The organism is Flavobacterium sp. MMLR14_040, assembly GCF_033657265.1.
Taxonomy (GTDB): domain Bacteria; phylum Bacteroidota; class Bacteroidia; order Flavobacteriales; family Flavobacteriaceae; genus Flavobacterium.
The window spans coordinates 1-25,349 of sequence record NZ_JAWVWO010000034.1; the positions used below are offsets into that span (position 1 = coordinate 1).

General features: G+C 31.7%; 22 protein-coding genes. 16 read left to right on the forward strand and 6 right to left on the reverse strand.

All coding sequences use genetic code 11. The features are described 5' to 3' along the window. Positions 1-229: 229 nt before the first annotated feature. Complete coding sequence (locus SD960_RS23380) at positions 230-664, forward strand: nuclear transport factor 2 family protein (RefSeq protein WP_318806287.1); 435 nt, start codon at positions 230-232, stop codon at positions 662-664. Positions 665-667: 3 nt separating this feature from the next. On the opposite strand, the gene SD960_RS23385 is transcribed toward SD960_RS23380, so the two are convergent. Next, positions 668-1,312, reverse strand: a complete 645-nt coding sequence (locus tag SD960_RS23385; protein ID WP_318806288.1) for an endonuclease III — start codon at positions 1,310-1,312, stop codon at positions 668-670. A 56-nt stretch (positions 1,313-1,368) separates the two neighbouring features. Continuing rightward, entirely contained in the window at positions 1,369-2,226 is an 858-nt protein-coding gene (locus tag SD960_RS23390; RefSeq protein WP_318806289.1) for an alpha/beta hydrolase, read from the reverse strand. A 139-nt stretch (positions 2,227-2,365) separates the two neighbouring features. On the opposite strand from SD960_RS23390, the gene SD960_RS23395 reads away from it, so the two are divergent. From SD960_RS23395 to SD960_RS23420, 6 genes are all read left to right on the forward strand, one after another. Then, complete coding sequence (locus tag SD960_RS23395; protein ID WP_318806290.1) at positions 2,366-3,793, forward strand: glycogen synthase; 1,428 nt, start codon at positions 2,366-2,368, stop codon at positions 3,791-3,793. Then, positions 3,783-5,063, forward strand: a complete 1,281-nt coding sequence (locus tag SD960_RS23400) for a glucose-1-phosphate adenylyltransferase (RefSeq protein ID WP_318806291.1) — start codon at positions 3,783-3,785, stop codon at positions 5,061-5,063. Before SD960_RS23395 ends, SD960_RS23400 begins: the two co-directional genes overlap by 11 nt. 35 nt (positions 5,064-5,098) lie before the next feature. Further along, positions 5,099-7,003 carry a 1,4-alpha-glucan branching protein GlgB gene (glgB, locus tag SD960_RS23405; RefSeq protein ID WP_318806292.1) on the forward strand — a complete coding sequence of 635 codons (1,905 nt, stop codon included), beginning with the start codon at positions 5,099-5,101 and terminating at the stop codon, positions 7,001-7,003. A 200-nt stretch (positions 7,004-7,203) separates the two neighbouring features. Next, positions 7,204-9,603 (forward strand): glycoside hydrolase family 31 protein, encoded by a 2,400-nt coding sequence (locus SD960_RS23410; RefSeq protein ID WP_073398098.1) that lies wholly within the window; start codon positions 7,204-7,206, stop codon positions 9,601-9,603. Positions 9,604-9,690: 87 nt separating this feature from the next. Further along, a complete protein-coding gene (locus tag SD960_RS23415; protein ID WP_318806293.1) occupies positions 9,691-10,503 on the forward strand; it encodes a M48 family metallopeptidase in 813 nt (270 codons plus the stop codon). 174 nt (positions 10,504-10,677) lie between these two features. Continuing rightward, complete coding sequence (locus SD960_RS23420) at positions 10,678-12,003, forward strand: MFS transporter (protein WP_318806294.1); 1,326 nt, start codon at positions 10,678-10,680, stop codon at positions 12,001-12,003. 118 nt (positions 12,004-12,121) lie between these two features. Here the strand turns inward: SD960_RS23420 and SD960_RS23425 are convergent, their stop codons facing one another. The 4 genes from SD960_RS23425 to SD960_RS23440 all read right to left on the reverse strand — a co-directional run bounded on the left by SD960_RS23425 (position 12,122) and on the right by SD960_RS23440 (position 15,087). Further along, positions 12,122-12,841 carry a head GIN domain-containing protein gene (locus tag SD960_RS23425; RefSeq protein WP_318806295.1) on the reverse strand — a complete coding sequence of 240 codons (720 nt, stop codon included), beginning with the start codon at positions 12,839-12,841 and terminating at the stop codon, positions 12,122-12,124. A gap of 16 nt (positions 12,842-12,857) precedes the next feature. Continuing rightward, entirely contained in the window at positions 12,858-13,922 is a 1,065-nt protein-coding gene (locus SD960_RS23430; RefSeq protein ID WP_318806296.1) for a hypothetical protein, read from the reverse strand. Beyond that, positions 13,906-14,442, reverse strand: a complete 537-nt coding sequence (locus SD960_RS23435; RefSeq protein ID WP_318806297.1) for an anti-sigma factor — start codon at positions 14,440-14,442, stop codon at positions 13,906-13,908. Before SD960_RS23435 ends, SD960_RS23430 begins: the two co-directional genes overlap by 17 nt. Before the next feature lie 90 nt (positions 14,443-14,532). Further along, the gene (locus SD960_RS23440) at positions 14,533-15,087 is read right to left on the reverse strand and encodes an RNA polymerase sigma factor (protein ID WP_318806298.1); all 555 of its coding nucleotides are present in this window, start codon (positions 15,085-15,087) and stop codon (positions 14,533-14,535) included. Positions 15,088-15,333: 246 nt separating this feature from the next. On the opposite strand from SD960_RS23440, the gene SD960_RS23445 reads away from it, so the two are divergent. The 9 genes from SD960_RS23445 to SD960_RS23490 all read left to right on the forward strand — a co-directional run bounded on the left by SD960_RS23445 (position 15,334) and on the right by SD960_RS23490 (position 25,121). Beyond that, on the forward strand, positions 15,334-16,026 hold the full coding sequence (locus tag SD960_RS23445; RefSeq protein ID WP_318806299.1) for a hypothetical protein: 693 nt from the start codon (positions 15,334-15,336) through the stop codon (positions 16,024-16,026). Positions 16,027-16,281: 255 nt separating this feature from the next. Beyond that, positions 16,282-18,735 carry an endopeptidase La gene (gene lon / locus SD960_RS23450; protein WP_318806300.1) on the forward strand — a complete coding sequence of 818 codons (2,454 nt, stop codon included), beginning with the start codon at positions 16,282-16,284 and terminating at the stop codon, positions 18,733-18,735. A gap of 320 nt (positions 18,736-19,055) precedes the next feature. Further along, complete coding sequence (gene porQ, locus SD960_RS23455; protein WP_318806301.1) at positions 19,056-20,075, forward strand: type IX secretion system protein PorQ; 1,020 nt, start codon at positions 19,056-19,058, stop codon at positions 20,073-20,075. 11 nt (positions 20,076-20,086) lie between these two features. Beyond that, positions 20,087-20,686, forward strand: coding sequence for a murein L,D-transpeptidase catalytic domain-containing protein (locus tag SD960_RS23460; protein ID WP_318806302.1), 600 nt, complete (start codon positions 20,087-20,089; stop codon positions 20,684-20,686). A gap of 314 nt (positions 20,687-21,000) precedes the next feature. Then, positions 21,001-21,693, forward strand: coding sequence for a (d)CMP kinase (gene cmk, locus SD960_RS23465; RefSeq protein ID WP_318806303.1), 693 nt, complete (start codon positions 21,001-21,003; stop codon positions 21,691-21,693). Between the two features lie 70 nt (positions 21,694-21,763). Next, positions 21,764-23,140, forward strand: coding sequence for a nucleoside permease (locus SD960_RS23470; protein ID WP_318806304.1), 1,377 nt, complete (start codon positions 21,764-21,766; stop codon positions 23,138-23,140). Positions 23,141-23,222: 82 nt separating this feature from the next. Beyond that, positions 23,223-23,945, forward strand: a complete 723-nt coding sequence (locus SD960_RS23475; protein WP_318806305.1) for a hypothetical protein — start codon at positions 23,223-23,225, stop codon at positions 23,943-23,945. Positions 23,946-23,971: 26 nt separating this feature from the next. After that, the gene (locus SD960_RS23480; protein ID WP_318806306.1) at positions 23,972-24,328 is read left to right on the forward strand and encodes a hypothetical protein; all 357 of its coding nucleotides are present in this window, start codon (positions 23,972-23,974) and stop codon (positions 24,326-24,328) included. Positions 24,329-24,794: 466 nt separating this feature from the next. After that, entirely contained in the window at positions 24,795-25,121 is a 327-nt protein-coding gene (locus SD960_RS23490; protein WP_318806307.1) for a helix-turn-helix transcriptional regulator, read from the forward strand. The last annotated feature ends 228 nt before the right edge of the window (positions 25,122-25,349 follow it).

Genomic DNA, 25,349 nt, shown 5'->3' on the forward strand with positions numbered 1-25,349 from the left:
TTAAGCCCGCCTGCGCAGATGGTACTGCAGTTATGTGGGAGAGTATGTCGTCGCCTTTCTTTGAAAAACCCTATCCAAAACGGATAGGGTTTTTTGTTTATAAGAGTTTTTTCATGCGCTATCCTGAGCAACTCTAAAATGTGGAATAACAAAATTTATTCATCATAAACTATCTTTTAATATATTTGTGTCAAACAAGTCAGTTTGAGTTTAAGAAAAAATGTCAATTATGAGAATACATTTCATTATAATTTTAATGTTTGCAGGGTTATCTTCAAATGCACAACAGCAGGATGTGAAGAAAGTCATTGAATTTTTTTTTGAGGCCTTTCATCAAAAAGACACAATTAAATTGAAGTCAGTTTGTTCTGATAAACTTATTCTCCAATCTATTAGTGAAAGTGTAACCAAAGGAAATAAATTAACTGAAGAGAATATAAAGGAATTCTACAAGTCTATTGTTTCAATACCTCCTAATTTAAAATTTCATGAGAAAATCTTGAATTATAATATCCAGATTGATGGTAGTATGGCGCATGTTTGGACTCCGTATGAATTTTATTTAAATGATAAATTGAGCCACTCGGGAGTTAATGCTTTTACTTTATTCAAAGAAAAAGATTCATGGAAGATTATCTATTTAATTGATACCAGAAGGAAATAATATTTATATTACTTCTGTTAGATAGTAATGACAAGAATCCGCGATTAGACATTCTTCGCATTTTGGTTTAGGTCTGCAGGTTTCCCGTCCTAAGAAGGAGAGAGCCATTCCTATCTCTGACCATATTTTTTTAGGTAATGCCTGCATAAGATCTTTTTCAACCTTATTTCCATCTTTACTTTCTTTTATTATACCAATTCGTGGACTTACTCGTATTACATGTAAATCTGCAATTATTCCTTCTGCTGGTTTGTGACTTTCTCGTAGAATCACGTTTGCAGATTTTCTACCAATACCTTTTAAAGCTGTTAAGTCCTTCATATTTAAAGGTATGTCTTTATCATTTTTAATAAGCTTAGCAATCTCCAGAAGCCATTGTGCTTTTGTTGGGTAATTCCGAACCTTACTTATATAGGGAGTAAATGTCTCTAAATCAGTTTTAGACAGACTATTCAAAGTGGGATATTTTTCGAATAATGGTGGAGCAATTTTATTAATATTTGCATCAGAATCTTGTGCAGATAGAACTACCATCACCAACAATTGATAAATATTTTGGTAATCTAAAGGGTGTCTTTTTCCTTTATATTTTTTCAAAAGAGGTTTTAATTTACTTTCCCAATCAGATGTTTCTCCAAATAAATCCATTTTGTTTTCTTTAGAATTATACAATTAAAAATGTAACTAACACAAATTTAAGCACTTTAGATAAATTCTGATATCTTTTTTATCACATTTTGATTTCCAAGAATTTTTCGGTGCCCGAGACCTTGAGTAATATATAAAATTCCATTTTTAAGTTGCTCGTGAATATGTATTCCTGCTTTTGCAGGAACTTCGGGATCATCTTTATCGTGTATTACCAAAACTGGAATTTGTATTTTTTGCGCTGCTCTGTATGCGGAGAAATCGTCCATTTTTACCTGATATTTCTCTTCAAACAGATTACGTAATCGTTCACTAATTTCCTGCTTTAAATGTAGTTTAGCAATAAAATCATCTAAAATATCCTGCACTATATCTCCACTACCAATTATTACCGCTTTATTTACTTGTAAACCATCCTTAATTGCATTTAGTACTGACATTCCGCCAAGGGAATGACCAATAGCAACCTCAAAAATTCCGTATTGTTTTTCAATTTCTAATATCGCTGCAATAAAATCAGACATAATGGTAGTTTTTCCCTTAGATTTTCCATGTGCGGGTGCATCAAAGCTAATCGTGGAATACCCCAATTTTAAAAGTTCATCAGCAATTTTAAATAGTTGCGTTCCTCTCCCTGACCATCCATGAACCAATAAAATTTTGCGATCACTTTCGCCGTATTTATAAGTAACTACGCTTTTATGAATTTGTGGAACATAGATTGTATTTTGAATACTTTTTTGATCCATTTCAAACTCCCGTTTTGGAACTTTATGTTTTATTGGCGTTGTAAATAATTTCGCAGTATAAATGGTAACCAATTTAGTTGAAATAAAAGCACATATTTTACAGGATAAAATGATAAACTGTGGAATTTTTAATGATTTAGTAGGATTAGTTGTGTTTTTTGACATATCAATAAATATTTTTTCAAGGCGTAATTTTGCTTATTTTTTCCTAAATTTAAAAAACATAAAAGTAACATATTAATAAATGCTTACTTAAAAAATAATTTGAGAATTAATTTTACTATTAGCCTTATAAATTTTTAACATGGAAATATTTCATATCAGTGCAGAATGTTATCCAATGGTAAAAGTTGGTGGTTTGGCCGACGTTGTAGGTGCGTTACCAAAATATCAAGCCGCTGCGGGTAACCTCGTTAGAGTTGTAGTTCCTTGTTATGATACAAAATTCAGAAAAGAAAATAACTTTGAATGTGTCCATTGGGGAAATGTTAAATTAGGAAATTTTGATTTTCCATTTAGTGTTTTAAAAGAAACTTCAGATAAACTCGGTTATGAATTATATCTGATAGAAATTAAGGAACTATTTGAAAGACCAAATGTTTATGGATATGAAGATGATATTGAGCGTTTTTTTTCTTTTCAAATTGCAACCTTAGATTGGCTTTTAGCCAGAAAAACAATTCCTGATGTAATAAATTGTCATGATCATCATACTGGATTAATTCCGTTCCTGCTAAAATATGCTTATAAATATGAAGGATTAAAAAATGTAAGAACGGTAATTACAATTCATAACGGTTTATATCAAGGCTGGTTTGGTTTTGATAAACTGCATTATTTACCTGAATTCGATTTAATTCATGTTGGCTTTCTGGAATGGGGAAGTTCTTTGAATTCATTGGCTGTTGGTGTTAAATGTGCACACGCTGTTACTACTGTGTCTCCGAGTTATTTAAACGAAATAAATTATTCAGCAAATGGTTTAGAATCTTTATTTAATTCGGTTCGAAGTAAATCAAAAGGTATTTTAAACGGAATCGACATTGAAGTTTGGGATCCTTCTAAAGACAAAATGATTACACAAAATTATTCGATAGATAGTTTTGAATTTGGAAAGCAAAAAAACAAAGAAAGCCTTTGTGAACAATTTGAATTAGATCCGACAAAACCTCTTTTTAGTTTTATTGGGCGTTTATTTGAGGAAAAAGGAGGAGATTTATTGCCTCAGGCTGCTGCATTGGCCTTATCGGAAAATTTTGAGAATATTAATATTTTGATTTTGGGTTCTGGAAATTCCCTAATTGAAGAACAATTAATGCAGTTACGTCATGATTATAAAGGAAATTACAATGTTTTCATTGGTTATAATGAAGAATTAGCGCATTTAATTTATGCTGGATCAGATTATATTTTAATGCCTTCAAGAGTTGAGCCATGTGGATTAAATCAAATGTATGCGTTGCGTTATGGAACAATTCCGATTGTCAGAAGAACGGGAGGTCTGCGTGATACTGTAGTCGATTTTGGGGATAATGGTAACGGGATTTGTCACGATCAGGCTTCGGTTGGGGATATTTGTTATTCTATAAATCGCGCTGTAAAATTATACGATGATAAAATAAACTTCAATAAAGTTATAAAAACAGGAATGAGCATTGATCATTCCTGGGAAAGAGTTTGCCAAGAATATATAGAGATATACAACCTAATAATTGAGAAAAATGAAATTTAAAAAGAAAAATGTCGTTGCCATTATTTTAGGAGGAGGACAAGGTTCCCGCTTGTTTCCATTAACAGAAACGAGATCAAAACCTGCAGTACCAATTGGAGGAAAATATAGATTGGTGGATATTCCAATTTCAAATTGTATCAATTCAGATATTTTCAAAATATTTGTCCTGACACAGTTTAACTCTGCTTCTTTGAATGCTCACATCAAAAACACTTTCAATTTCAGTATTTTTAGTCAATCATTTGTTGATATTTTAGCTGCAGAGCAAACACCTGATAATCCAACATGGTTTCAGGGAACAGCCGATGCTGTGCGTCAATGTATGCCGCATTTTTTGAAACACGAATTTGATCATGCTCTTATTTTATCTGGTGATCAGTTGTATCAAATGGATTTTAACGCAATGTTAGAAGCACATATCGCTGCTGATGCCGAAATTTCTATCGCAACTTTACCGGTAAATGCTAAAGATGCACCAGAATTTGGAATTCTTAAAACAGATCATGAAAATCGTATTGAGGCTTTTATAGAAAAACCAAATGCTTCATTATTACCTGAATGGGAATCTGAAGTAAGTGATCAAATGAGGGGAAAAGGTAAAAAATACCTGGCTTCAATGGGAATTTATATTTTTAATAAATCATTGCTGGTGGATTTAATGTGTAATCCTGAAACAAAAGATTTTGGGAAAGAAATTATTCCTGAGGCCGTCAAAAAGCATAAAATTTTAAGTTATCAATACGAAGGTTATTGGACAGATATTGGTAACATTGATTCCTTTTTTGAGGCTAATATCGGTTTAACTGATGATATTCCCGAGTTTAATTTATTTGATAATGAAAACAAGATTTTCACTAGGCCAAGATTACTACCTCCGTCAAAATTTAGAAATTCAATTATAAATCAATCCTTGATTTCTGAAGGCTGTATTATCAATGCTAAAGAAATTAAACGTTCGGTTATTGGAATTCGCTCCAGAATCGGACAAGGAACTGTTATTGAGAATTGCTACGTTATGGGCAATGATTTTTATCAGGATCTTGATGAACTGAATCATGAAAACAATATTAATAAAATTCATGTTGGAATAGGAGAGAATTGTTTTATTCAAAATGCCCTAATTGATAAAAATGTGAGAATTGGAAATAATGTTCACATTAGCGGAGGAAAACATTTAGATAATTTTACCAATGAATTATACAGCATAAAAGATGGAATTGTAGTTATTAAGAAAGGCGCAATTCTCTCAGATAATTTCAGAATTGAATAAAATTTCAAAATTAATTATTGCCTTAAAAACCAAATATGTCTAAAGTAATCACGCATTCTTTATTTACTGATTTTGATATTGATTTATTCAAAGCAGGAAAGCACTTCCAATTATATGAAAAATTAGGAGCACATTTAATTGAAGTCAATGGAGAAAAAGGTGTTTATTTTGCCGTTTGGGCTCCAACTGCACAATCAGTTTCTGTTGTTGGTGATTTTAATTATTGGACACAAGGAGAACATTTATTGCAAGTTAGATGGGATTCTTCCGGTATTTGGGAAGGATTTATTCCACATATAGAAAAAGGAGCACTTTATAAATATAAAATTCAATCTAATGTTGATGGTGTTGTAACCGAAAAAGCAGATCCTTTTGCTTTATATTGTGAAAAACCACCTCATACGGCTTCGGTTGTCTGGGATTTGGATTATAACTGGAAAGACGAAAACTGGATGAAATCACGTCAGGAAAGTAATAAGCTGGATAAGCCTTATTCTGTATATGAGGTTCATTTAGGATCTTGGAAAAGAGGTGATCAAAATCGGTTTTTAACGTATTTAGAACTTGCGGATGATTTGGTTAATTATGTAAAAGAAACCGGATTTACACATGTTGAATTCATGCCAATTATGGAATATCCCTACGATCCATCATGGGGATATCAATTAACAGGATATTTTGCGCCAACTTCCCGTTTTGGAAAACCTCAGGATTTTATGGTTTTGGTTGATAAGTTGCATCAGGCCGGAATTGGCGTTATTTTAGACTGGGTTCCGTCACATTTTCCTGATGATGCGCATGGTTTAGGTTTTTTTGATGGATCTCATTTATATGAACATCCGGATCGTAGAAAAGGCTATCACCCTGACTGGAAAAGTTTGGTTTTTAATTACGGACGAAATGAAGTTCGTGCTTTTTTAATAAGTAATGCTGTTTTTTGGCTGCAAAATTATCATGCTGATGGTTTAAGAGTTGATGCCGTAGCTTCGATGTTATATCTTGATTATTCGAGAAATGAAGGCGAGTGGGAACCTAACATTTTTGGAGGAAGAGAAAATCTGGATACTATAAGTTTTCTCAAAGAATTTAATGAAGTTATTTATGCCAATTTTGACGGAGTTCAGACAATTGCAGAAGAAAGTACTTCTTTTCCAATGGTTTCAAGACCAACATTTACCGGCGGTTTAGGCTTTGGAATGAAATGGATGATGGGCTGGATGCACGATACTTTAAAATATTTTCAGAAAGAAACCGTCTATCGCAAATACCATCAAAACGATTTGACATTTTCTATGACGTATGCTTTTACAGAAAATTTTATGTTGCCATTTTCACATGATGAAGTGGTTTACGGAAAAAAATCTATTGCCAATAAAATGCCTGGTGACGAGTGGCAAAAGTTTGCCAATTTACGTTTATTATACGGATATATGTTTACTCATCCCGGAACCAAATTATTGTTTATGGGGTCAGAATTTGGGCAAAGTGATGAATGGAATTTTGAGAAAAGTTTAGATTGGCATTTACTTCAATATGATTATCATTTAGGCATAAAAAAGATAATCACAGATTTGAATCATTTATATAAAACTCATCCTGCATTATATGAAAAACAATTTACTGGCGAAGGTTTTGAATGGATAAATTATTCAGATCATCAAAATGCAGTTTTGTCTTATATCAGGAAAGGAAATAACGAGAAAGAAAATGTAATTGTTGTTTGTAATTTCACACAAGTGATAAGAGAAAATTATAGAATTGGAATTCCGCAAAAAGGAAAATTAAAAGAAATTTTTAATAGCGATTCTATTATATATGGTGGAAGCGGAGTAGGAAATTCAGAAACATTAAAAGTTCAAACTGTTTCTTATGATGGAAGAGATTATTCTGTAGAATTAACTTTACCTCCCTTAAGTGTTACGGTTTATTCCTTTCAATAAAAATTTAATCTTTATTTCGTAATGCAATTTTATCAGTTTTGCATTCTTAAATTATCGATTTCCTGATTTTTTGAGATCTAATTTAATAGTCATTCAGAAAAATCGTTTTCGTGAATAATCCTTTTATTCAGAGAGGCTTATTAAGTTTTTTTGTATGTTTGAGATAAAGATTGGAGTTCTATAATTAATTCATTTAGCGTATGATTACAAATACAGCACTAGAGTATAAAGGCGATTTATATCCATCAAAAATTGTTTCGCACGAACATGAAGGAGATACCATCTTTTTTCATACAGACAACAAAGTAATCTTAAAAGTCACTATTCTTCGAGACAGTTTAATTCGATTTAGATTTACTACAAAAGGTTATTTTAGCAATGACTTTTCATACGCAATAGATAAAACACAATTGCACGGTTACAATTTTTTAGAATTAACCGAAGAGGAAACTTATTTTCAAATAAGAACCAGTAAAGTAAAGTGTAAAATTCAAAAACAAGATCTTCGTTTGTCTATTTATGATTTAAATGATTTTCTGATTCTTGAAGATGAGCTTGGTTTTCATTGGGAAGAAAGTTATGAATATGGTGGGAATATCGTAAAAATGAGTAAATCATCCAAAGATGGAGAATGTTTTTACGGTCTTGGCGACAAAGCCACACAAATGAATTTAAAAGGCAAAAGATTAGAAAATTTTGCGACAGATCAATACGCTTTTCAAAAAGAACAAGATCCATTATATAAAGTTGTTCCTTTTTACATTGGTTTGCACAACAAACAGTCATACGGGATATTCTTTGATAATACTTTCAGAACTTTCTTTGACTTTTGTCAGGAAAGAAGAAATGTAGCCAGTTTTTGGGCCGAAGGAGGTGAAATGAACTATTATTTTATTTACGGTCCTCAAATGCAGGATGTTGTTACAACTTATACTGATTTAACAGGTAAACCAGAATTACCGCCACTTTGGGTTTTGGGTTACCATCAATGCAAATGGAGTTATTATCCGGAAAGTAAAGTAAAAGAAATCACTTCAAAATTTCGGGAATTAAAAATTCCATGCGATGCCATTTATCTGGATATCGATTATATGGAAGGTTTTCGATGTTTTACCTGGAGCAGCGAATATTTTCCGGACCCGAAACGAATGATTGCAGAATTAGCCGAAGATGGTTTTAAAACAATTGTAATCATCGATCCGGGAATTAAAATTGATAAAAATTATTGGGTTTACCAGGAAGCTCTTGAAAAAGATTATTTCTGTAAAAGAGCAGATGGACCGTACATGAAAGGAAAAGTCTGGCCGGGAGAATGTAATTTTCCCGATTATACAAATCCGGTAGTTAGAGAATGGTGGGCAGGCTTGTTTAAAGAATTAATTTCGGACTTTGGTGTAAAAGGGGTTTGGAATGATATGAACGAACCTGCTGTTATGGAAGTTCCCAATAAAACGTTTCCAATGGATGTGCGTCATATGTATGATGGAAATCCTTGTAGCCATAGAAAAGCACACAACATTTATGGTACACAAATGGCTCGTGCCACTTATCATGGTGTAAAGCGTTTTGCATATCCTAAACGTCCTTTTGTAATTACAAGATCGGCATATTCTGGTGCACAGCGTTATACATCATCATGGACAGGTGATAACGTAGCAACTTGGGAACATTTATGGATTGCCAATATTCAGGTACAAAGAATGTGTATTTCAGGAATGGGCTTTACAGGTTCTGATATTGGTGGATTTGCAGAACAGCCAACAGGAGAATTATATGCGCGCTGGATTCAGTTGGGTGTTTTTCATCCTTTCTGCAGAACGCATTCTTCCGGAGATCACGGCAATCAGGAGCCATGGGCTTTTGATGAAGAAGTGATCAATATTACCCGAAAATTTGTGAGTTTACGCTATCAGCTTTTGCCCTATTTGTATACCATGTTTTGGCAATATATAGAAGAAGGTATCCCGATGCTAAAACCATTGGTTTATTACGATCAGGATGATACCCAAACACATTATCGTAACGATGAATTTATCTTTGGAAATCAAATATTAGTATGCCCAATTCTGGAACCTAATTCTTTAGGAAGACGTATGTATATTCCAAGAGGAGAATGGTACAATTACTGGACAAATGAGTTTACAACCGGCGGAAGAGAAGTTTGGATCGATACCAAATTTGATGAAATTCCGGTTTTTGTAAAAGCAGGAGCAATTATCCCGAAATATCCTGTACAGCAATATGTAGGCGAACTTGAATTTGATGAATTAACGCTGGATTTATATTATAAAAATGGTAAAGAAAAATCAGTAGTTTATGAAGATGCTCAGGATGGTTACGATTATAAAAAAGGGCGTTACAGCTTTTTATCTTTTAGAACCATTGGAAAAGAAAAAGAGCTTATTATTCAATTACATAAAGAAGGAAAATACGATACACCATACAGTAGATATAAAATTAATTTAATTGGATTGCCATTCAAAGTAACTGAAATAGAGATTGATAACGAAAAAGTAGAATTTGATAGTGAAAGATTTGAAGAAAATTATTTCCTAATTATTGATAAAGAATTTACCGAATTGCATATTATTGGACAATAATAATAATTATGATACGTTTCGTTTTAATTATATAAAAATACCTATTAAAAATAATTGTATTTTTATTTTATATTAAAATCTATGATCATGAAAAATTACTTTTTCTTAACCGCTTTTGCGGCACTTTTATTTGCTGCATGTGCGACAAATCCTGTAACAGGAAAATCAACTCTTAACTTTGTATCAAACAGCGAGTTATTTCCAACTTCATTTCAACAGTACAATGCTTTTATCGCAGAAAATAAAGTGATAACAGGAACTGCAGATGCTAAAAGAGTAGACCTTGTGGGCAGTAAAATTAAAGCTGCTGCAGAAAGATACTTAACTTTTTTAGGACAAACACAATATTTAAAAGATTACCGTTGGGAATATAAACTGGTAGAAAATAAAGAAGTAAATGCATGGTGTTTACCAGGAGGTAAAATCGTGGTTTATTCAGGAATTTTGCCAATAACTCAGGATGAAGCAGGTTTAGCAACTGTTATGGGGCATGAAGTTTCGCATGCATTGGCCAATCACGGAGCACAAAGAATGAGTGCAGCTCAATTGCAGCAAATTGGAGGTGTAGCTTTGGATGCTGCAACAAGCGGTAAATCTGAGTCAACAAGAGCCATATTTTCGCAAGCTTACGGAGTTGGTTCTGAAGTAGGAGTAATGCTTCCATTTAGCAGAAGCAATGAAAGTGAAGCAGATAAAATAGGATTAACGCTTATGGCAATTGCAGGTTACAATCCAGATGATTCAATTGCATTTTGGAGCAGAATGTCTGCCAAATCTGGAGGATCTGGAACTCCTGAATTTATGAGTACACACCCTTCTGACGCAACAAGAATTGCAAACTTAAAAGCATTAATTCCTGATGCAAGAGCAACAGCTGCAAAAGTGGGTGTCATCAGATAAACAAAAATTTCTTATATAAAATTTATAAAAGCTATTCTTTCAGAGTAGCTTTTTTTTGTATTTATCATTAAGTCAATTAATTGCGATTAAATAATAATTTAATAATGTACGATTTATGAATATTATATCCAATTGTAGAAAAAAAGAAATAATTTAGCAACAAAATCATAAAATATGGCAGATTTAAATAAAGGAGATAAAAAATTATTAAATGCATGGGCTTTTTACGATTGGGCAAATTCAGTTTATCCATTAGTGATTTCATCGGCCGTTTTTCCAATTTTTTACGAAGCATTATTTTCAGACAAAGATCATTATATAGATGTTTTTGGAATGAATCTTAAAAATTCTGCTTTGATAAGTTTTATTACTGCTGCGGCATTTTTGGTTGTTGCTTTTATTTCACCATTATTATCTGGTATTGCGGATTATGTGGGAAATAAAAAAACATTTATGAAATTCTTTTGCTATATGGGAGCTTTGTCCTGTATGGGTTTGTATTGGTTTAACCTTGAAAACATCTACATCGGCTTACTTTTTTATTTTTTAGGATTGATTGGTTTTTGGGGAAGTTTGGTTTTTTATAATTCCTACCTGCCTGACATTGCTTTTCCTGAACAGCAAGATAAATTAAGCGCCAAAGGATATTCTTTAGGATATATAGGAAGCGTTATTTTAATGATCGTTAATCTTGCAATGATCATGAAACCGAAAATTTTTGGCATAACAGGAACTGAAGGCGAAGCTGCCATGAAAGCAATGCGTTACTCCTTTTTAATGGTTGGAATTTGGTGGATCGGCTTTAGCCAATATACCTATTACTATTTACCAAAAGGAAATAAAAAAGAAGATCAAAAAGTAAATAAAGATGTAATCTTCAATGGTTTTAAAGAATTAAAAAAAGTATGGAAATTACTGGAAGAAAACATCTCATTAAAAAGATATTTGAGCAGCTATTTTGTTTATAGTATGGCAGTACAAACTGTTATGATTGCAGCAACATACTTTGGTGCTCAGGAAATTGACTGGCCATCTCAGGCTGCAAGTACTAAAGGTTTAATTATTTGTATTTTACTAATACAATTAGTTGCCGTTATTGGAGCTGTTCTAACTTCAAAAGCTTCGGCAAAATATGGCAATATTCCAACCTTAATTGTCATAAACTCTATTTGGGTAATTTTTTGTGTTATTGTTTATTTTATCTGGCTGCCAATACATTTTTATGCGATGGCTACATTGGCAGGATTTGTAATGGGAGGAGTTCAGGCTTTATCACGATCTACTTATTCTAAATTATTACCGGAATCTGATGATACAGCATCTTTTTTTAGTTTTTATGATGTTGCCGAAAAAATAGGAATTGTAATTGGAATGTGTGTTTACGGCGCCATTGATCAAATTACCGGAAGCCCAAGATATGCAATTGTAGTATTAGGTATATTCTTTACAGTAGGTATTTTATTATTACGCAGAGTGCCAAAAAAAGGCGTTTTAAATTAATAAAACACCTTATATTGAATATTTAAAGCTCAATAATAAAAGAAAAGCGACTGTGTTGCTTTTTTGAAATCTGATTGATGATGATTTTGAAATTCTTTTATTATTGAGCTTTTTTGAATTAACCTTTTTTAATATTTCCTGATCCTGATACTTTTACGTCACGTTTTTCAGGATTTCCAAAATATTTAATATTTCCTGAACCTGAAACTCTCGCTGTTAAATTTCCTTCACAGTTTACAATACTGTTTCCTGAACCGGCAACATTGGCTTCAACATTTTTAGATTTGAAATCAGAAGCGTTTACATTTCCTGAACCTGCAAGTTTGGAAGTAAATTTATCTGCAGAACCTTTTAAAGTAACATCTCCAGAACCGCTTAAATTCAATTGAAAATCATTAGAATTGACATTTAAATTAAAGTTTCCTGAACCTGATAATTTTGCTGCAAAAGTGTCGCTTTTAATTTGATCTTTTGTTTTAACATCTCCTGAACCGGCGAGACTTATAGCAGAAATTTTTTCAAACGGAACTGTAATTTCAATTTTAGAAGTTGACTGGATATTAAATGTTTTATCAACATAAATCTTTAAAGTATTATCTTCGACTTCAACTTTGATAACAGATAATAAATTTTCTTCTCCTTTAAGGATAATCTTTCCTTCTTTTCCCGCTACAAGATTTATATCAAAAGAACCCGCAACTTTTATAGCATCATAATCTCCTGTAGTTTTCGTTTCTGTAACCACTTTGCCATTTCCTTTTATTTTTGATGATTGTGCATTTGCAATGAACCCCATTATAAATGCGCCGAAAACTAATAATTGAATTGATTTTTTCATTTTTTGATTGATTAAGTTATTGTTTTTTGATTAATGATACGCTGCCATAATTAGAGTTGACAACTACTTTGTTCTGGCCTTTTTTCTTATTATAACCGCTTATTCTTTTACTTGTGCTTTTGCTTTCACTAACAGAAACATCCAGAGAATTATCGCTTTTAATATTTCCGTATCTCGTATTAATATCAAAATCAAAATAGTAATTAGTGTCATATCCTAAAGCTACATCAGAATAAGTTGAGTTAATATTTACATTATTAGCCTTATTTGTTATTGTTGAAATATTAATTTTACTATAATTAGTATCCAGATTAATACTGTTTGAAATTTCGGCAATATTAACCGTCAGATAATTTCCTGATCCCGAGAACGAATTTATCTTTTGAAACTTAAAGTTCCCATAGTTGCAATCGTATTTTATATTTTGTCCTTCGGCTATAACCAAATCTGTATAATTGGTATCTAAATTCAAATTACCCGAATCAACGATTTTCAAACCAGAATAACGAGCTTCAATAGTTCCGTTTTTGATATAGTCAATAGTTGAGTTTTGACAATATTCGATATGAACACGATTGCTTGATCCGTTTAGTTTTCCTAAATTAACTTTACCGTATTTGCACGAAATATCCGTACTAGATTCTAAGCTCAGTGTTGTAATATTACCGTACTTATTATCCAGCTTTACAGTTCCGTTTTTCGGAATTTTAATCACATAATTAATTTCAAAGCTATTGCTGCTTCCACCGCTTTTTATAGAAGAATTTCCAAGTTTGGTAATGGCGGAAACCAAGCTTTTTAAGGCAGTTATATCAACATCAATACTATTTAATCTTTCATTGACCCAGTTTTCATTTCCTCCCGTTACTTTTATAGTAATATCAAGATCAATTTTATCTTCATCCCAGGTACTTACAGTAATGTTTCCGTATTTATTTTCGATATCGATTCCTGCATTCGAATTTACGATATATGTTTTTTTGATGTTTTTCTGTTTCGAAATTACCGTGTCATCATTGTTAGAAAAACCTAAAAAAGGAATTAAAATGAATAAGATAAGTATGTTATAATGTTTTTTCATGAGTTGTGTTTTTTAAATTTTCATTTTCTTCGATGCGCTGCAAAACCGTCTGTAAAAAGGAAATTCTGGTTTGCAAATTGCTAATCATTGCATAAATGATTTGCTTGTTTTCACCGTTTTTCTGAACCTCTTTTATGATTTTTTCATAATCAGCATCAAAAACTTTCATTTGTTTTAAGGCATCATTTATGATTTGTTCATTTTCAGGAGAACTTTTTTCTTTTAATTTAACAAGTTCATTTTCGATTAAAATATTAAAAATAGAATCAGTGCGTTTGGTTTCCTGTGATGCAAATTTGAATTCCTTAGGTTTTTGGTTATTGTTATACAAAACAGAAATTCCTAATAATAAAGCTATCGAAGCCGCAATGGCCCAACCGGCATAATTTTTTTTCTGTGGCTGTTTTTTATTCAATTTATTCAAAAAATCTACCTGATGATCAGAACTCATTTCATGAACATCCCATTGATTCTCAAATTTTTTAAATAACCCGTCTAAATTGTCATTTTCCTTTTTCATATATCTAAATTTTATTCTTTAGAGGTGATGTATGGTATCGCCTTTTATTTATTTGTGTTTGTTTGCACAAACTCGTTTTTAGTGGCGATTTCATATATCCTCTAATTTTTTTCGTAAATTTTCTTTAGCTCTGCTTAATGTTGTTCTGCAATTTGCATAACTAATGTTTAAGATTTCACTAATCTCTTCCTGATCATAACCTTCAATATAAAAGAGTGTCAAAACCATTCGATAATTATCTTTTAAACCTGAAATAGTATCTAAAACCTGTTTCACCTTAAGTGACTCCAAGTCTATATTTTCAGAAAAAACACTATCGTCTTCTTCAATTTTATACAATGTTTTATTCAGGTCATCCATTTGAAAAGCATTATTCTTTTTATAAAAATCAATACTATAATTAATAATGATTTTTTTAAGCCATGCTCCAAAGGCTACTTCCTGTCTATAATCGTTAATTTTTGTAAAAGCCTTCAAGAAACCTTCCTGCATGACGTCTTGTGCAAAATGTTCGTCTTTTACAATTCTGTAAGCCACATTATACATCGCTTTACAGTAACGATTGTAAACTTCAAATTGCGCTTTTTGATTATTTGATTTGCAAAGCGCAATTAATTCTTCGATATTTTGATTGGTTATATTCAAGTAATGGTTGCTAGTTTTTTATAATGACTTGGCTTTTTTTGGTTTGTTACAGTTTTGATTAATTTTTCTAAAAAATATTTTAAGTTTATTTCGATATTGTTTTTTTTATTTTTCTAATTTTTAAGTTTAAGTTATTGAAATATAGTGTGTTGCGAAATTGTCGGTTTTGAAGAATTAGTTTGTTAAAAAAATGCTAAAAAAATCGTTTTTTATGTTAATTTTGGAGCACTAAAAACAAATTTAACCATGAGAAAAATTAAAAGTATTGCTTTATTGGCATTATTGATGTCAAGTTCGTTATTTATTTCTTGTTCGAATGATTCGGATAATGAAAATACTGCAGAAACTTCAACAGGTGATTATTGGCCTACGGCGGTTAATAACCAATGGGTTATGGATCAAAACGGAACAGAAAGTACAATGAAAATTGTTAGTTCAGAAAAAGTAAATGACGACACTTATTTCAAATTCAATCAGTTTTCACTTGCTCAGGATGGAGGATTAGGGAGTGCTACTGCTGCCATCAAAAAAGTTAAAGGAGATTATTTTATTAAAATTGCCGATGTGATATACAATGCAAATGGTATTACAGGTAAAACAAGTGGTTATGAATTCATTTTCTTGAAGGATTATTTAGAAGTAAATAAAACCTGGACAGGAAGTTATACACAAGAAACTTCATTTGATTTCCCGGGAGTTCCTGTAATAAAATTAAATGTTAACTATACAGGTACAATTTTAGAAAAAGGCGCAACAGCAACCGTTAATAGTGTTTCATATAAGGATGTAATTAAATTTAAATTTCTTATGGAAACAAAAATGGAAGGGGAAACAGCAAGTTCTGTAACCGTAGAATATTGGGTTGCCAAAGATGTTGGTCTAATCAAAATGACTTCTGGAAGTACAGTTAGCGAATTAGTTTCTTATTCTTTAAAATAATAGAGAATTCATAATAAAACAAAAACCCGAAATTAATTTCGGGTTTTTTTATATCCGGGATTTTATAAAAGATAAATAAAAGTAAAAAGATAATTTCAAGGCTGACTCTTTTGCATTTGGCACAATGATTGTCTATTTTTATGGTCTATCTTGTAAATGAAACACTTATTAAAGTTTTAACAAAAACTGCTGTATTTAAGGTTAACTTTGCGGTTAGGATTTAACTTTTAATGACAAAACGACTTATATAATATTATGTCAAATCATAAAATACTTACTATTGACAATCTGTCACTTCAGGAATTTGATTCAGAAGCAGAATTAATTCCATTATTAACTCCGGAAGACGAAGAGGAAATGAACAATGAAGAGCTTCCGCTTTCGTTACCAATTTTACCTTTACGTAATACCGTTTTATTTCCGGGTGTCGTTATTCCGATTTCTGCAGGAAGAGACAAATCAATTAAATTAATTAATGATGCAAATGCCGGTGGGAAAATAATTGGCGTTGTTTCTCAAATTAACGAAGAAGACGAAGATCCATCAAAAGATGATATTCATAAAATAGGAACTGTAGCCCGAATTTTACGCGTTTTAAAAATGCCTGACGGAAATGTTACGGTTATTTTACAAGGAAAAAAACGTTTCGAAATTGACCAGGTTGTTTCAGAAGAACCTTATTTAACAGCAACTATTAAAGAAGTTGAAGAAAAACGTCCTGAAGAAAACGATAGTGAATTTACGGCCATTTTAGATTCTGTAAAAGAACTGGCAATTCAAATTATAAAAGAAAGTCCAAACATTCCTTCAGAAGCAACTTTTGCCATTAAAAACATTGAAAGCCAGTCGTTTTTGATCAATTTTGTTTCTTCGAATATGAACTTATCGGTAAAAGAAAAACAAGATTTATTGTCGATAAACGGATTAAAAGAACGTGCACTTGAAACATTACGTTATATGAATGTTGAGCTGCAAAAATTAGAATTGAAGAATGACATTCAGTCAAAAGTTCGTTTTGATTTAGATCAGCAGCAACGTGAGTATTTCCTTCATCAGCAAATGAAAACCATTCAGGAAGAATTGGGAGGCGTTTCGCAAGAGGAAGAAATGGACGAAATGGGATTGAAAGCGAAAACCAAAAAATGGGATGAAAAAACGCAAAAACATTTTGAAAAAGAATTGTCTAAAATGCGTAGAATGAATCCGCAATCGCCGGATTTTGGTATTCAAAGAAATTATCTTGAGTTATTTTTAGAATTGCCTTGGGGCGAATATTCTAAAGATAAATTTGATTTGAAATTTGCTCAGAAAATATTAGATAAAGATCATTTTGGACTTGAAGAAGTGAAGAAAAGAATGATCGAACATTTGGCCGTATTGAAACTCCGTAACGATATGAAATCACCAATTATTTGTTTAACAGGTCCTCCGGGAGTTGGTAAAACTTCTATCGGCCGTTCTGTAGCCGAAGCTTTAGGACGTGAATATGTTCGTATTTCGTTAGGTGGTTTACGTGATGAAGCAGAAATTCGCGGACACAGAAAAACCTATATTGGTGCGATGCCGGGCCGAATTATACAAAGTTTGAAAAAAGCCGGAACATCAAATCCTGTTTTTATTTTAGATGAAATAGATAAATTATCAAGCGGAAATAGCGGCGATCCGTCTTCAGCTTTATTAGAAGTTTTGGATCCGGAACAAAACAATGCTTTTTATGATAATTTCCTTGAAATGGGTTATGATTTATCTAAAGTGATGTTTATTGCCACTTCAAACAATATGTCGGCGATTCAGCCAGCATTGCGTGACAGAATGGAAGTAATTAAAATGTCAGGCTATACAATTGAAGAAAAAGTAGAAATAGCAAAAAGACACTTATTCCCAAAACAATTAGAAGCACACGGATTAACCGCAAAAGATTTGACAATTGGAAAAAAACAATTAGAGAAAATCGTAGAAGGTTACACACGTGAATCTGGTGTACGTAACCTGGAAACAAAAATTGCTCAGGTTATTCGTAATGCTGCAAAAGCAGTTGCGATGGAAGAGGAGTACAACAAAAAGGTTACAGATGAAGATATTGTAACTGTTTTGGGTGTGCCAAGATTAGAGCGTGATAAATATGAAAATAATGATGTTGCAGGAGTTGTTACAGGTCTAGCCTGGACAAGTGTTGGCGGGGATATTTTATTTATAGAATCTTTAATTTCTGAAGGAAAAGGTGCTTTAACAATTACCGGAAACTTAGGAAATGTAATGAAAGAATCTGCAACAATTGCTTTGGAATATATTAAAGCAAATGCTAAAAAATTGGGCTTAGGTGTAGAGTTATTTCAAAAATATAACATCCATTTACACGTTCCCGAAGGTGCAACACCAAAAGACGGACCAAGTGCAGGTATTGCAATGCTAACTTCATTGGTTTCATTACTAACACAAAAGAAAGTAAAGAAAAGTCTTGCCATGACAGGAGAAATTACTCTTCGTGGGAAAGTTTTACCTGTTGGCGGAATCAAAGAAAAAATCTTAGCGGCAAAAAGAGCTGGTATTAAAGAAATCATTTTATGTCACGAAAATAAAAGTGACATTGATGAAATTAAAGCCGAATATTTAGAAGGTCTTAGCTTTCATTATGTGAAAGAAATGAGCGAAGTTCTGGCTTTGGCTCTGACAGATCAAAATGCTAAAAATGCTAAAACATTGAAATAAAAATTTCAATTGTAAATTCCAGCCCGAAAGCTATCGGGATTAAATTCCAAATTCCAAACTTTACTTAAAGATTGGGATTTGGATTTTTTTTGAATTTAATTCAATTGGAATTTGGAATTTTCTTTTGAAAATTTTTTTTAGCATTGATTCAATTGGAATTTCTTTTTCCTCAGTTTTGAATTTGGAATTTAATTGTTGGGATTTTCTCTCAATTGGAATTTGGAATTTTCTTTTTGGAATTTCATATAAAATTATTTTATAAGTTATATAATTTTATCTTTGTCCTTGCGTTATTCCCATATAGGAACGCCAAAAAAAATATGGTAAAACATTTTGTTTTATTTTTTATGATACTGTTTTGTTCGGTTTCTTTCGGGCAAATTGGTGGGCGCTACACCTATGAATTTCTAAATTTAACGACATCACCAAGGCAGGCGGCGTTAGGTGGTAAAACGATCACGATTTATGATGAAGATGTTAATCAGGTCATGTTTAATCCAGCTACTTTAAATGCAGATATGGACAATCATCTGGCTATGAATTATGGGAGTTATTATGGAGAAGCATCTTATGGAACTGCCTCTTATGCTTATACTTATGATCGACATGTGCAAACTTTTCATGCCGGAATAAGCTATATTAACTACGGAACATTTGAAGGTTACGATGAAAATGGACAGGCAACTTCAGACTTTACAGGTAGTGAAGCAGCGTTATCATTAGGTTATGCATACAATATACCATTTACAGATGTTCATGTTGGAGTTAATGCAAAGTTGATAACTTCAACATTAGAAAGTTATAATTCATTTGGAGGTGCGATTGATTTAGGTTTTTTATATATAGTGGAAAGAAATGATTTGAATTTCGCATTGGTAATCCGAAATATTGGAACTCAGTTTACAACATATTCAGGAATACATGAAAAATTGCCACTTGAAATCATTGCAGGATTGTCGCAAGAATTAGAGCATGTACCACTGCGGTGGCATCTTTCTTTAGAAAATTTACAACAATGGAATGTTTCTTTTTCGAATCCCGTGCGTGGTGAAACCAATATCGACGGAACAACAAGTGAAGAGAAAGTTTCTTTTGTAAATAATGCTTTAAGACATGTTGTCATTGGCGCAGAACTTTTTCCACAAAAAGCAGTTAATTTACGTTTAGGGTACAACTTTAGAAGAGGTGAGGAATTGAGAATTAATGATCAGCGTAATTTCTCGGGTATTTCTTTGGGTTTCGGTTTAAGAATGAACCGTTTAAAATTTAATTATTCATATTCACGATACACATTAGCGGGTAATTCAAGTCTTTTTGGACTAATCTTAAACTTTCAATAATTAGGTAATTTATGAAGCTATTTTATTTGATTCTTTTTGTTACTGCAGGTTTTTTTAATACCTCAAAATTAAATTTTAAAAATGAAAACATGACTGATGCCGAAATCGAAAGATTTAATTATCAGTTAAATGAAATAAAAGAAGTGATTAGTACTGATTCGAAGTACAATAAAAAGATCGCTTTTTTAGTAGATATGAGAATAAAGTCAGGTAAAAATCGTTTTTTTGTTTACGATCTTGTGAACAATAAAATTCTTGACCAGGGACTTGTAGCACACGGATCAGGCTCTGAAACTCAGGTTAGGGGGGAATTAAAATTCAGCAATGAACCAAATTCTAACTGTACCGCATTAGGCAGATATTCTGTCGAAAAATGTTACAAAGGAATTTTCGGAAAAGCTTATAGGTTAAACGGATTAGATGAAACAAATAGTAATGCTTTAAAAAGAGCAATAGTTTTGCATCATTATTCTGCAGTTCCTGAGGAAGAACAAGATTATTATATATCCCGCAGCAAAGGCTGCCCAATGGTTAATGAACAGTTTTTTAAAAGAATAGAAAAAATAATTGATAATTCTAAAGCGAAAATAGTTTTAGATATTTACTACTAAAACTTTATTCGCCTGGATAAAATAAACTCACATAAATCTTTTATGATCTAAAAACAGTTTTTTTTGTTTTTGATTATAAAAGTTTTTTTTTGTATTTCTATGAAAAACTTAAACGTGATATTGTTTTTCATTATTATTATGATGTTCCATATAACGAGAAAGATGGCTACATTTGCAACAGTTATGGCTGTCCAATGGTCAATAAAAAATACTTTGAAAGAATAGCCAAAATAATTGATGCATCAGAATCTAATATTTTGATGTGCATTTATTATTGAAGACTCATATAACAATAAAAACTAAAACATAAAACATTGAAAAAGATTACTATTGCTATCGACGGATTTTCATCAACAGGAAAAAGCACTTTGGCAAAACAATTGGCAAAAGAACTTGAATATGTCTATGTAGATACTGGAGCAATGTATCGTGCCGTGGCTTATTTTGCAATGCAGTATGAGTTTATTGGTACTGATTTTTTTGATAAATCAGCTTTAATTGAAGCTTTGCCAAAAATTCAATTAGAGTTTAGATACAATGCTGATTTAGGTTTTGCTGAGATGTATTTAAATGGTGAAAACGTCGAAAAGCCAATTAGAACAATTGAGGTTTCCAGTTTTGTTAGCAAAGTAGCCGAGGTTTCTGAAGTACGTACCAAATTAGTGGAACAACAACAGGAAATGGGAACAAATAAAGCTATCGTAATGGATGGCAGGGATATAGGAACTGTAGTTTTTCCAAATGCAGAACTTAAAATATTTATGACTGCCAGCGCCGAAACACGCGCACAAAGACGTTTTGACGAATTGCAGCAAAAAGGAGACAATGTTTCTTATGAAGATGTTTTAAAAAATGTAGTAGAAAGAGATTATATAGATACACACCGCGAAGATTCTCCTTTAATTATTGCTGATGATGCAATTGAAATAGATAATTCTTACTTAAGCAGAGAAGAACAATTTGCTGCTGTTTTAGAATTAATAAATGACGTTGTTAAAACGGTTTAATTTTTTGTAGATAACATTTTTAATGGTAGTTTTACCGCTTCATTTATTATTTTAAAGACAACTTCATCATATGGGCATTAAAAACAGGTTGATTATAATGAGCTTTCTTCAATTTTTTGTTTGGGGAGCCTGGCTTATAACAATTGGAAATTATTGGTTTGGAACTAAAAATTGGGAAGGAACCCAATTTGGTCTTGTTTTCGGAACCATGGGAATTGCTTCTTTATTTATGCCTACTTTAACCGGAATTATTGCTGACAGATGGGTAAATGCCGAAAAATTATATGGTTTTTTGCATATATCTTATGCTTTAGTTTTATTTGGTATTGCGCAAGTTACAACTCCAGATAATTTTATTTATGTCATGCTTGCAGCAATGTGCTGCTATATGCCAACAATTGCATTGAGTAATTCAATTTCGTATACTTCATTAAAATTAAATAATAAAAACATTGTAAAAGATTTTCCGCCAATTCGCGTTTGGGGAACTATTGGTTTTATTGCCGCAATGTGGATTACTAATTTAAGTGGAAGTAAAGCAACAGAATATCAATTTTATATTGCAGGAATTGGAGCTTTAATTCTTGGAATTTATGCTTTTACATTGCCAAAATGCGAACCGCAAAGATTGACCAAGGAAGATGCTTCATTAACAGAAACGCTAGGTTTAGAGGCTTTTAAGTTATTCGGAAACTATAAAATGGCTTTGTTTTTTGTTTTCTCTATGTTTTTAGGAGGAGCTTTACAATTAACAAATGCTTACGGAGATGTGTTCTTAGATGAGTTTAAACATTTTCCAAAATATGCAGATTCTTTTGTAATACAATATTCAACAATTATTATGTCAATTTCTCAGGTTTCTGAAACCTTGTTTATTTTGGCAATTCCGTTTTTCTTACGACGTTTCGGAATCAAACAAGTAATGCTTATTAGTATGCTTGCCTGGGTTTTACGTTTCGGATTATTTGCTTTTGGAGATCCTGTGACAGGTTTATGGATGATTATTTTGTCATGTATCGTTTACGGAATGGCATTTGACTTCTTTAATATTTCAGGTTCGTTATTCGTAGAAAGCAATACCGATTCTAAAATACGTTCATCAGCACAAGGTTTGTTTATGATGATGACTAATGGAGTAGGAGCTGTTTTAGGAAGTTTAACTTCGGGTTGGGCAATCGATCGTTTCTTTACAAAATCATTTTCAAATACAAGTGAATTAGCTGGGTTTTTACAAACAGATTCTTCAAACTCAAAAATGTTAGAATTTGTAAAAAGTCAGGGGAACTCAATTTCTACAGATGGAGTTTTTGCAAATCCAATTTTAATGAAAGACTGGCATACCATCTGGTTGTCATTTGCAGCTTATGCTTTAGTTATTGCAATTGCTTTTGCTATTTTATTTAAACATAAACATGATCCGAAAGAAATAGAAAATTTGAGTCATTAAGATTATATTATTTTATTAAGAACCCGACAGATTTTAAATTCTGTCGGGTTTCTTCTTTTATTATTTTATCATATATTTAAAAATGCAAAATCAGATAAAAAAATCACTTCCGCCCTTTAAATCTATTACTTCGAAGCCAATTCTTTTTTTAGATGCTTTGCTAGGTGTGTTTGTAATATTATTTTTGCTTTTTTTTCTTGCCGGAGCGATTTATTTTGCAACACATTCTTTTGAAGAAAGCGGATTGGACGAAATTGCCTCTACATTTGCTTTTTTACTATTTCTATTTGGTTTTGTTAGCTTAGCCGGTTTAGCTTTTTATTATAGAAAAACCAGATATACCACTACTATAATCAATGAAAAAGGCATTAGATATGTAAATAAATTTAATGGCAATATCGTAAAAGATTTGCCTTGGGATAGTTTTGCCAAAAAGGAAAGTTTTGAATATTTTTTCGAGGCGCCGAAATATGACATTAATTCCAGAACGCCTCATAAATCGGTTATTGATCAGTTTTCGTGGCCAGTTTTATTAGAAAATAAAGTAGTAATTCATACTGATACTTTCATGGGAAAACATTTTTTTGGTGCATTTTATTCCAATCGTACCGAATTGATTCGGGCATTTTTATTGGGAGTGGTACATTTCAGATCAGATATGACAATTGATCCGGCTATTTTTGCTGCCCATTATATAAATCCTGAAAATTTTGAGATTAATTATCGTCAACGAAGGCAAATTCAATTTTTCGGATTTTTATTTTGTGTGTTGATTTTAGTAATTTTATACTTTGTAGTTAATTGATTTTAATTGTTTTAAAATTTTAAGTCATGATAAGGCAAATATTAGGGGTTATACTTGGGTATGCAATTTTTGTAATTAGCTCTATATTTCTTTTTAGATTTTCGGGAGTTAATCCGCATGGAGATGCTTCGAAGCTATTTATGGTTTTGACATTTGTTTACGGAACTGTTTTTTCGTTTGTAAGCGGATTAGTCGCTCAATTAATTTCAAAGACGAGAAACTTAAAAGTCAATTATGTGCTTTTTATTATAATGGCTGGTTTTGCCGCTTTTTCACTTTTTAAATCGAGTGGTAGTTCCTGGACACAATTGCTGGCAATTTTTGTCTTTGCGCCTGTTTCTGTTTTGGGAGGCTTGTTTTGGATTAAGAGAAATAAGAAATAATCTATTATCTTTGTTCTCGTTCAAGCTTTGATAACGAGTATGTAAACAAAGAATTAATAAATATAAAATACCACAAAAGTTTCTAAATTTAGAAACTTTTGTGGTATTTTTGTTATATGCAATTTGAATGAAATATTTTGAAACAAAATTTTTAGAAGAGGCTGATAAATTTATATCAACACTTGACAGAAAAATGATCACTAAATTATTTTATAATATTGATTTAGCTGAAAAAAACACGACCCAAGGTTGTTTAAAAAATTAAAAGATGAAATTTGGGAATTTAGAGTGAGATTTGGAGGTGTTCAAATAAGATTGTTGGCATTTTGGGATAAAACAGATAATACAGAAACTTTAGTTTTGCTACTCATGGTTTTATCAAAAAAGTTGATAAGATTCCTTTAAATGAAATTCAAAGAGCTAATAAAATAAGAATTCATTATTTTGAAAATAAGTAAAATTAATTATGAAAAAGACAGCAATTAAATCATATTCCCTTTCTGAAATGAAAGATAAATATATTGGAGTAATTGGTGCACCTGAAAGAGATCAATATGAATATGAACTTCGTATGGATATTTTAGGAAGAATGATAAAAACGGCAAGAAAAGAAAGAAAACTTACTCAGGAACAATTAGGAGAATTAATAGGAGTGAAAAAGGCACAAATTTCTAAATTAGAAAGCAGTGCAAATAGTGCTACAATAGATACAATAATAAAAGTTTTTAAAGCCCTGAAAGCTGAAATTAGTTTTAATGTGAAAATTGAAAATCAGAATTTGCAAGTTTCCTAAACCTTTGTCAAAGTTTTAAACTTTGACAAAGATAGTCACGTATAGTAAACCGGACAGGTTTTTAAAACCTGTCCGGTTTGTCAATAACGAAGGGATAGAGTTCTCAAAGACACTGAAATCTCTAATCTAGGTACTATCTTAATTACCTAATTAATTTTAATATTTTTTATCTTTGTTTTAACAGAGAGGAAACTTACTGTGATCATTCACTGGATGTTTACCTTGTGC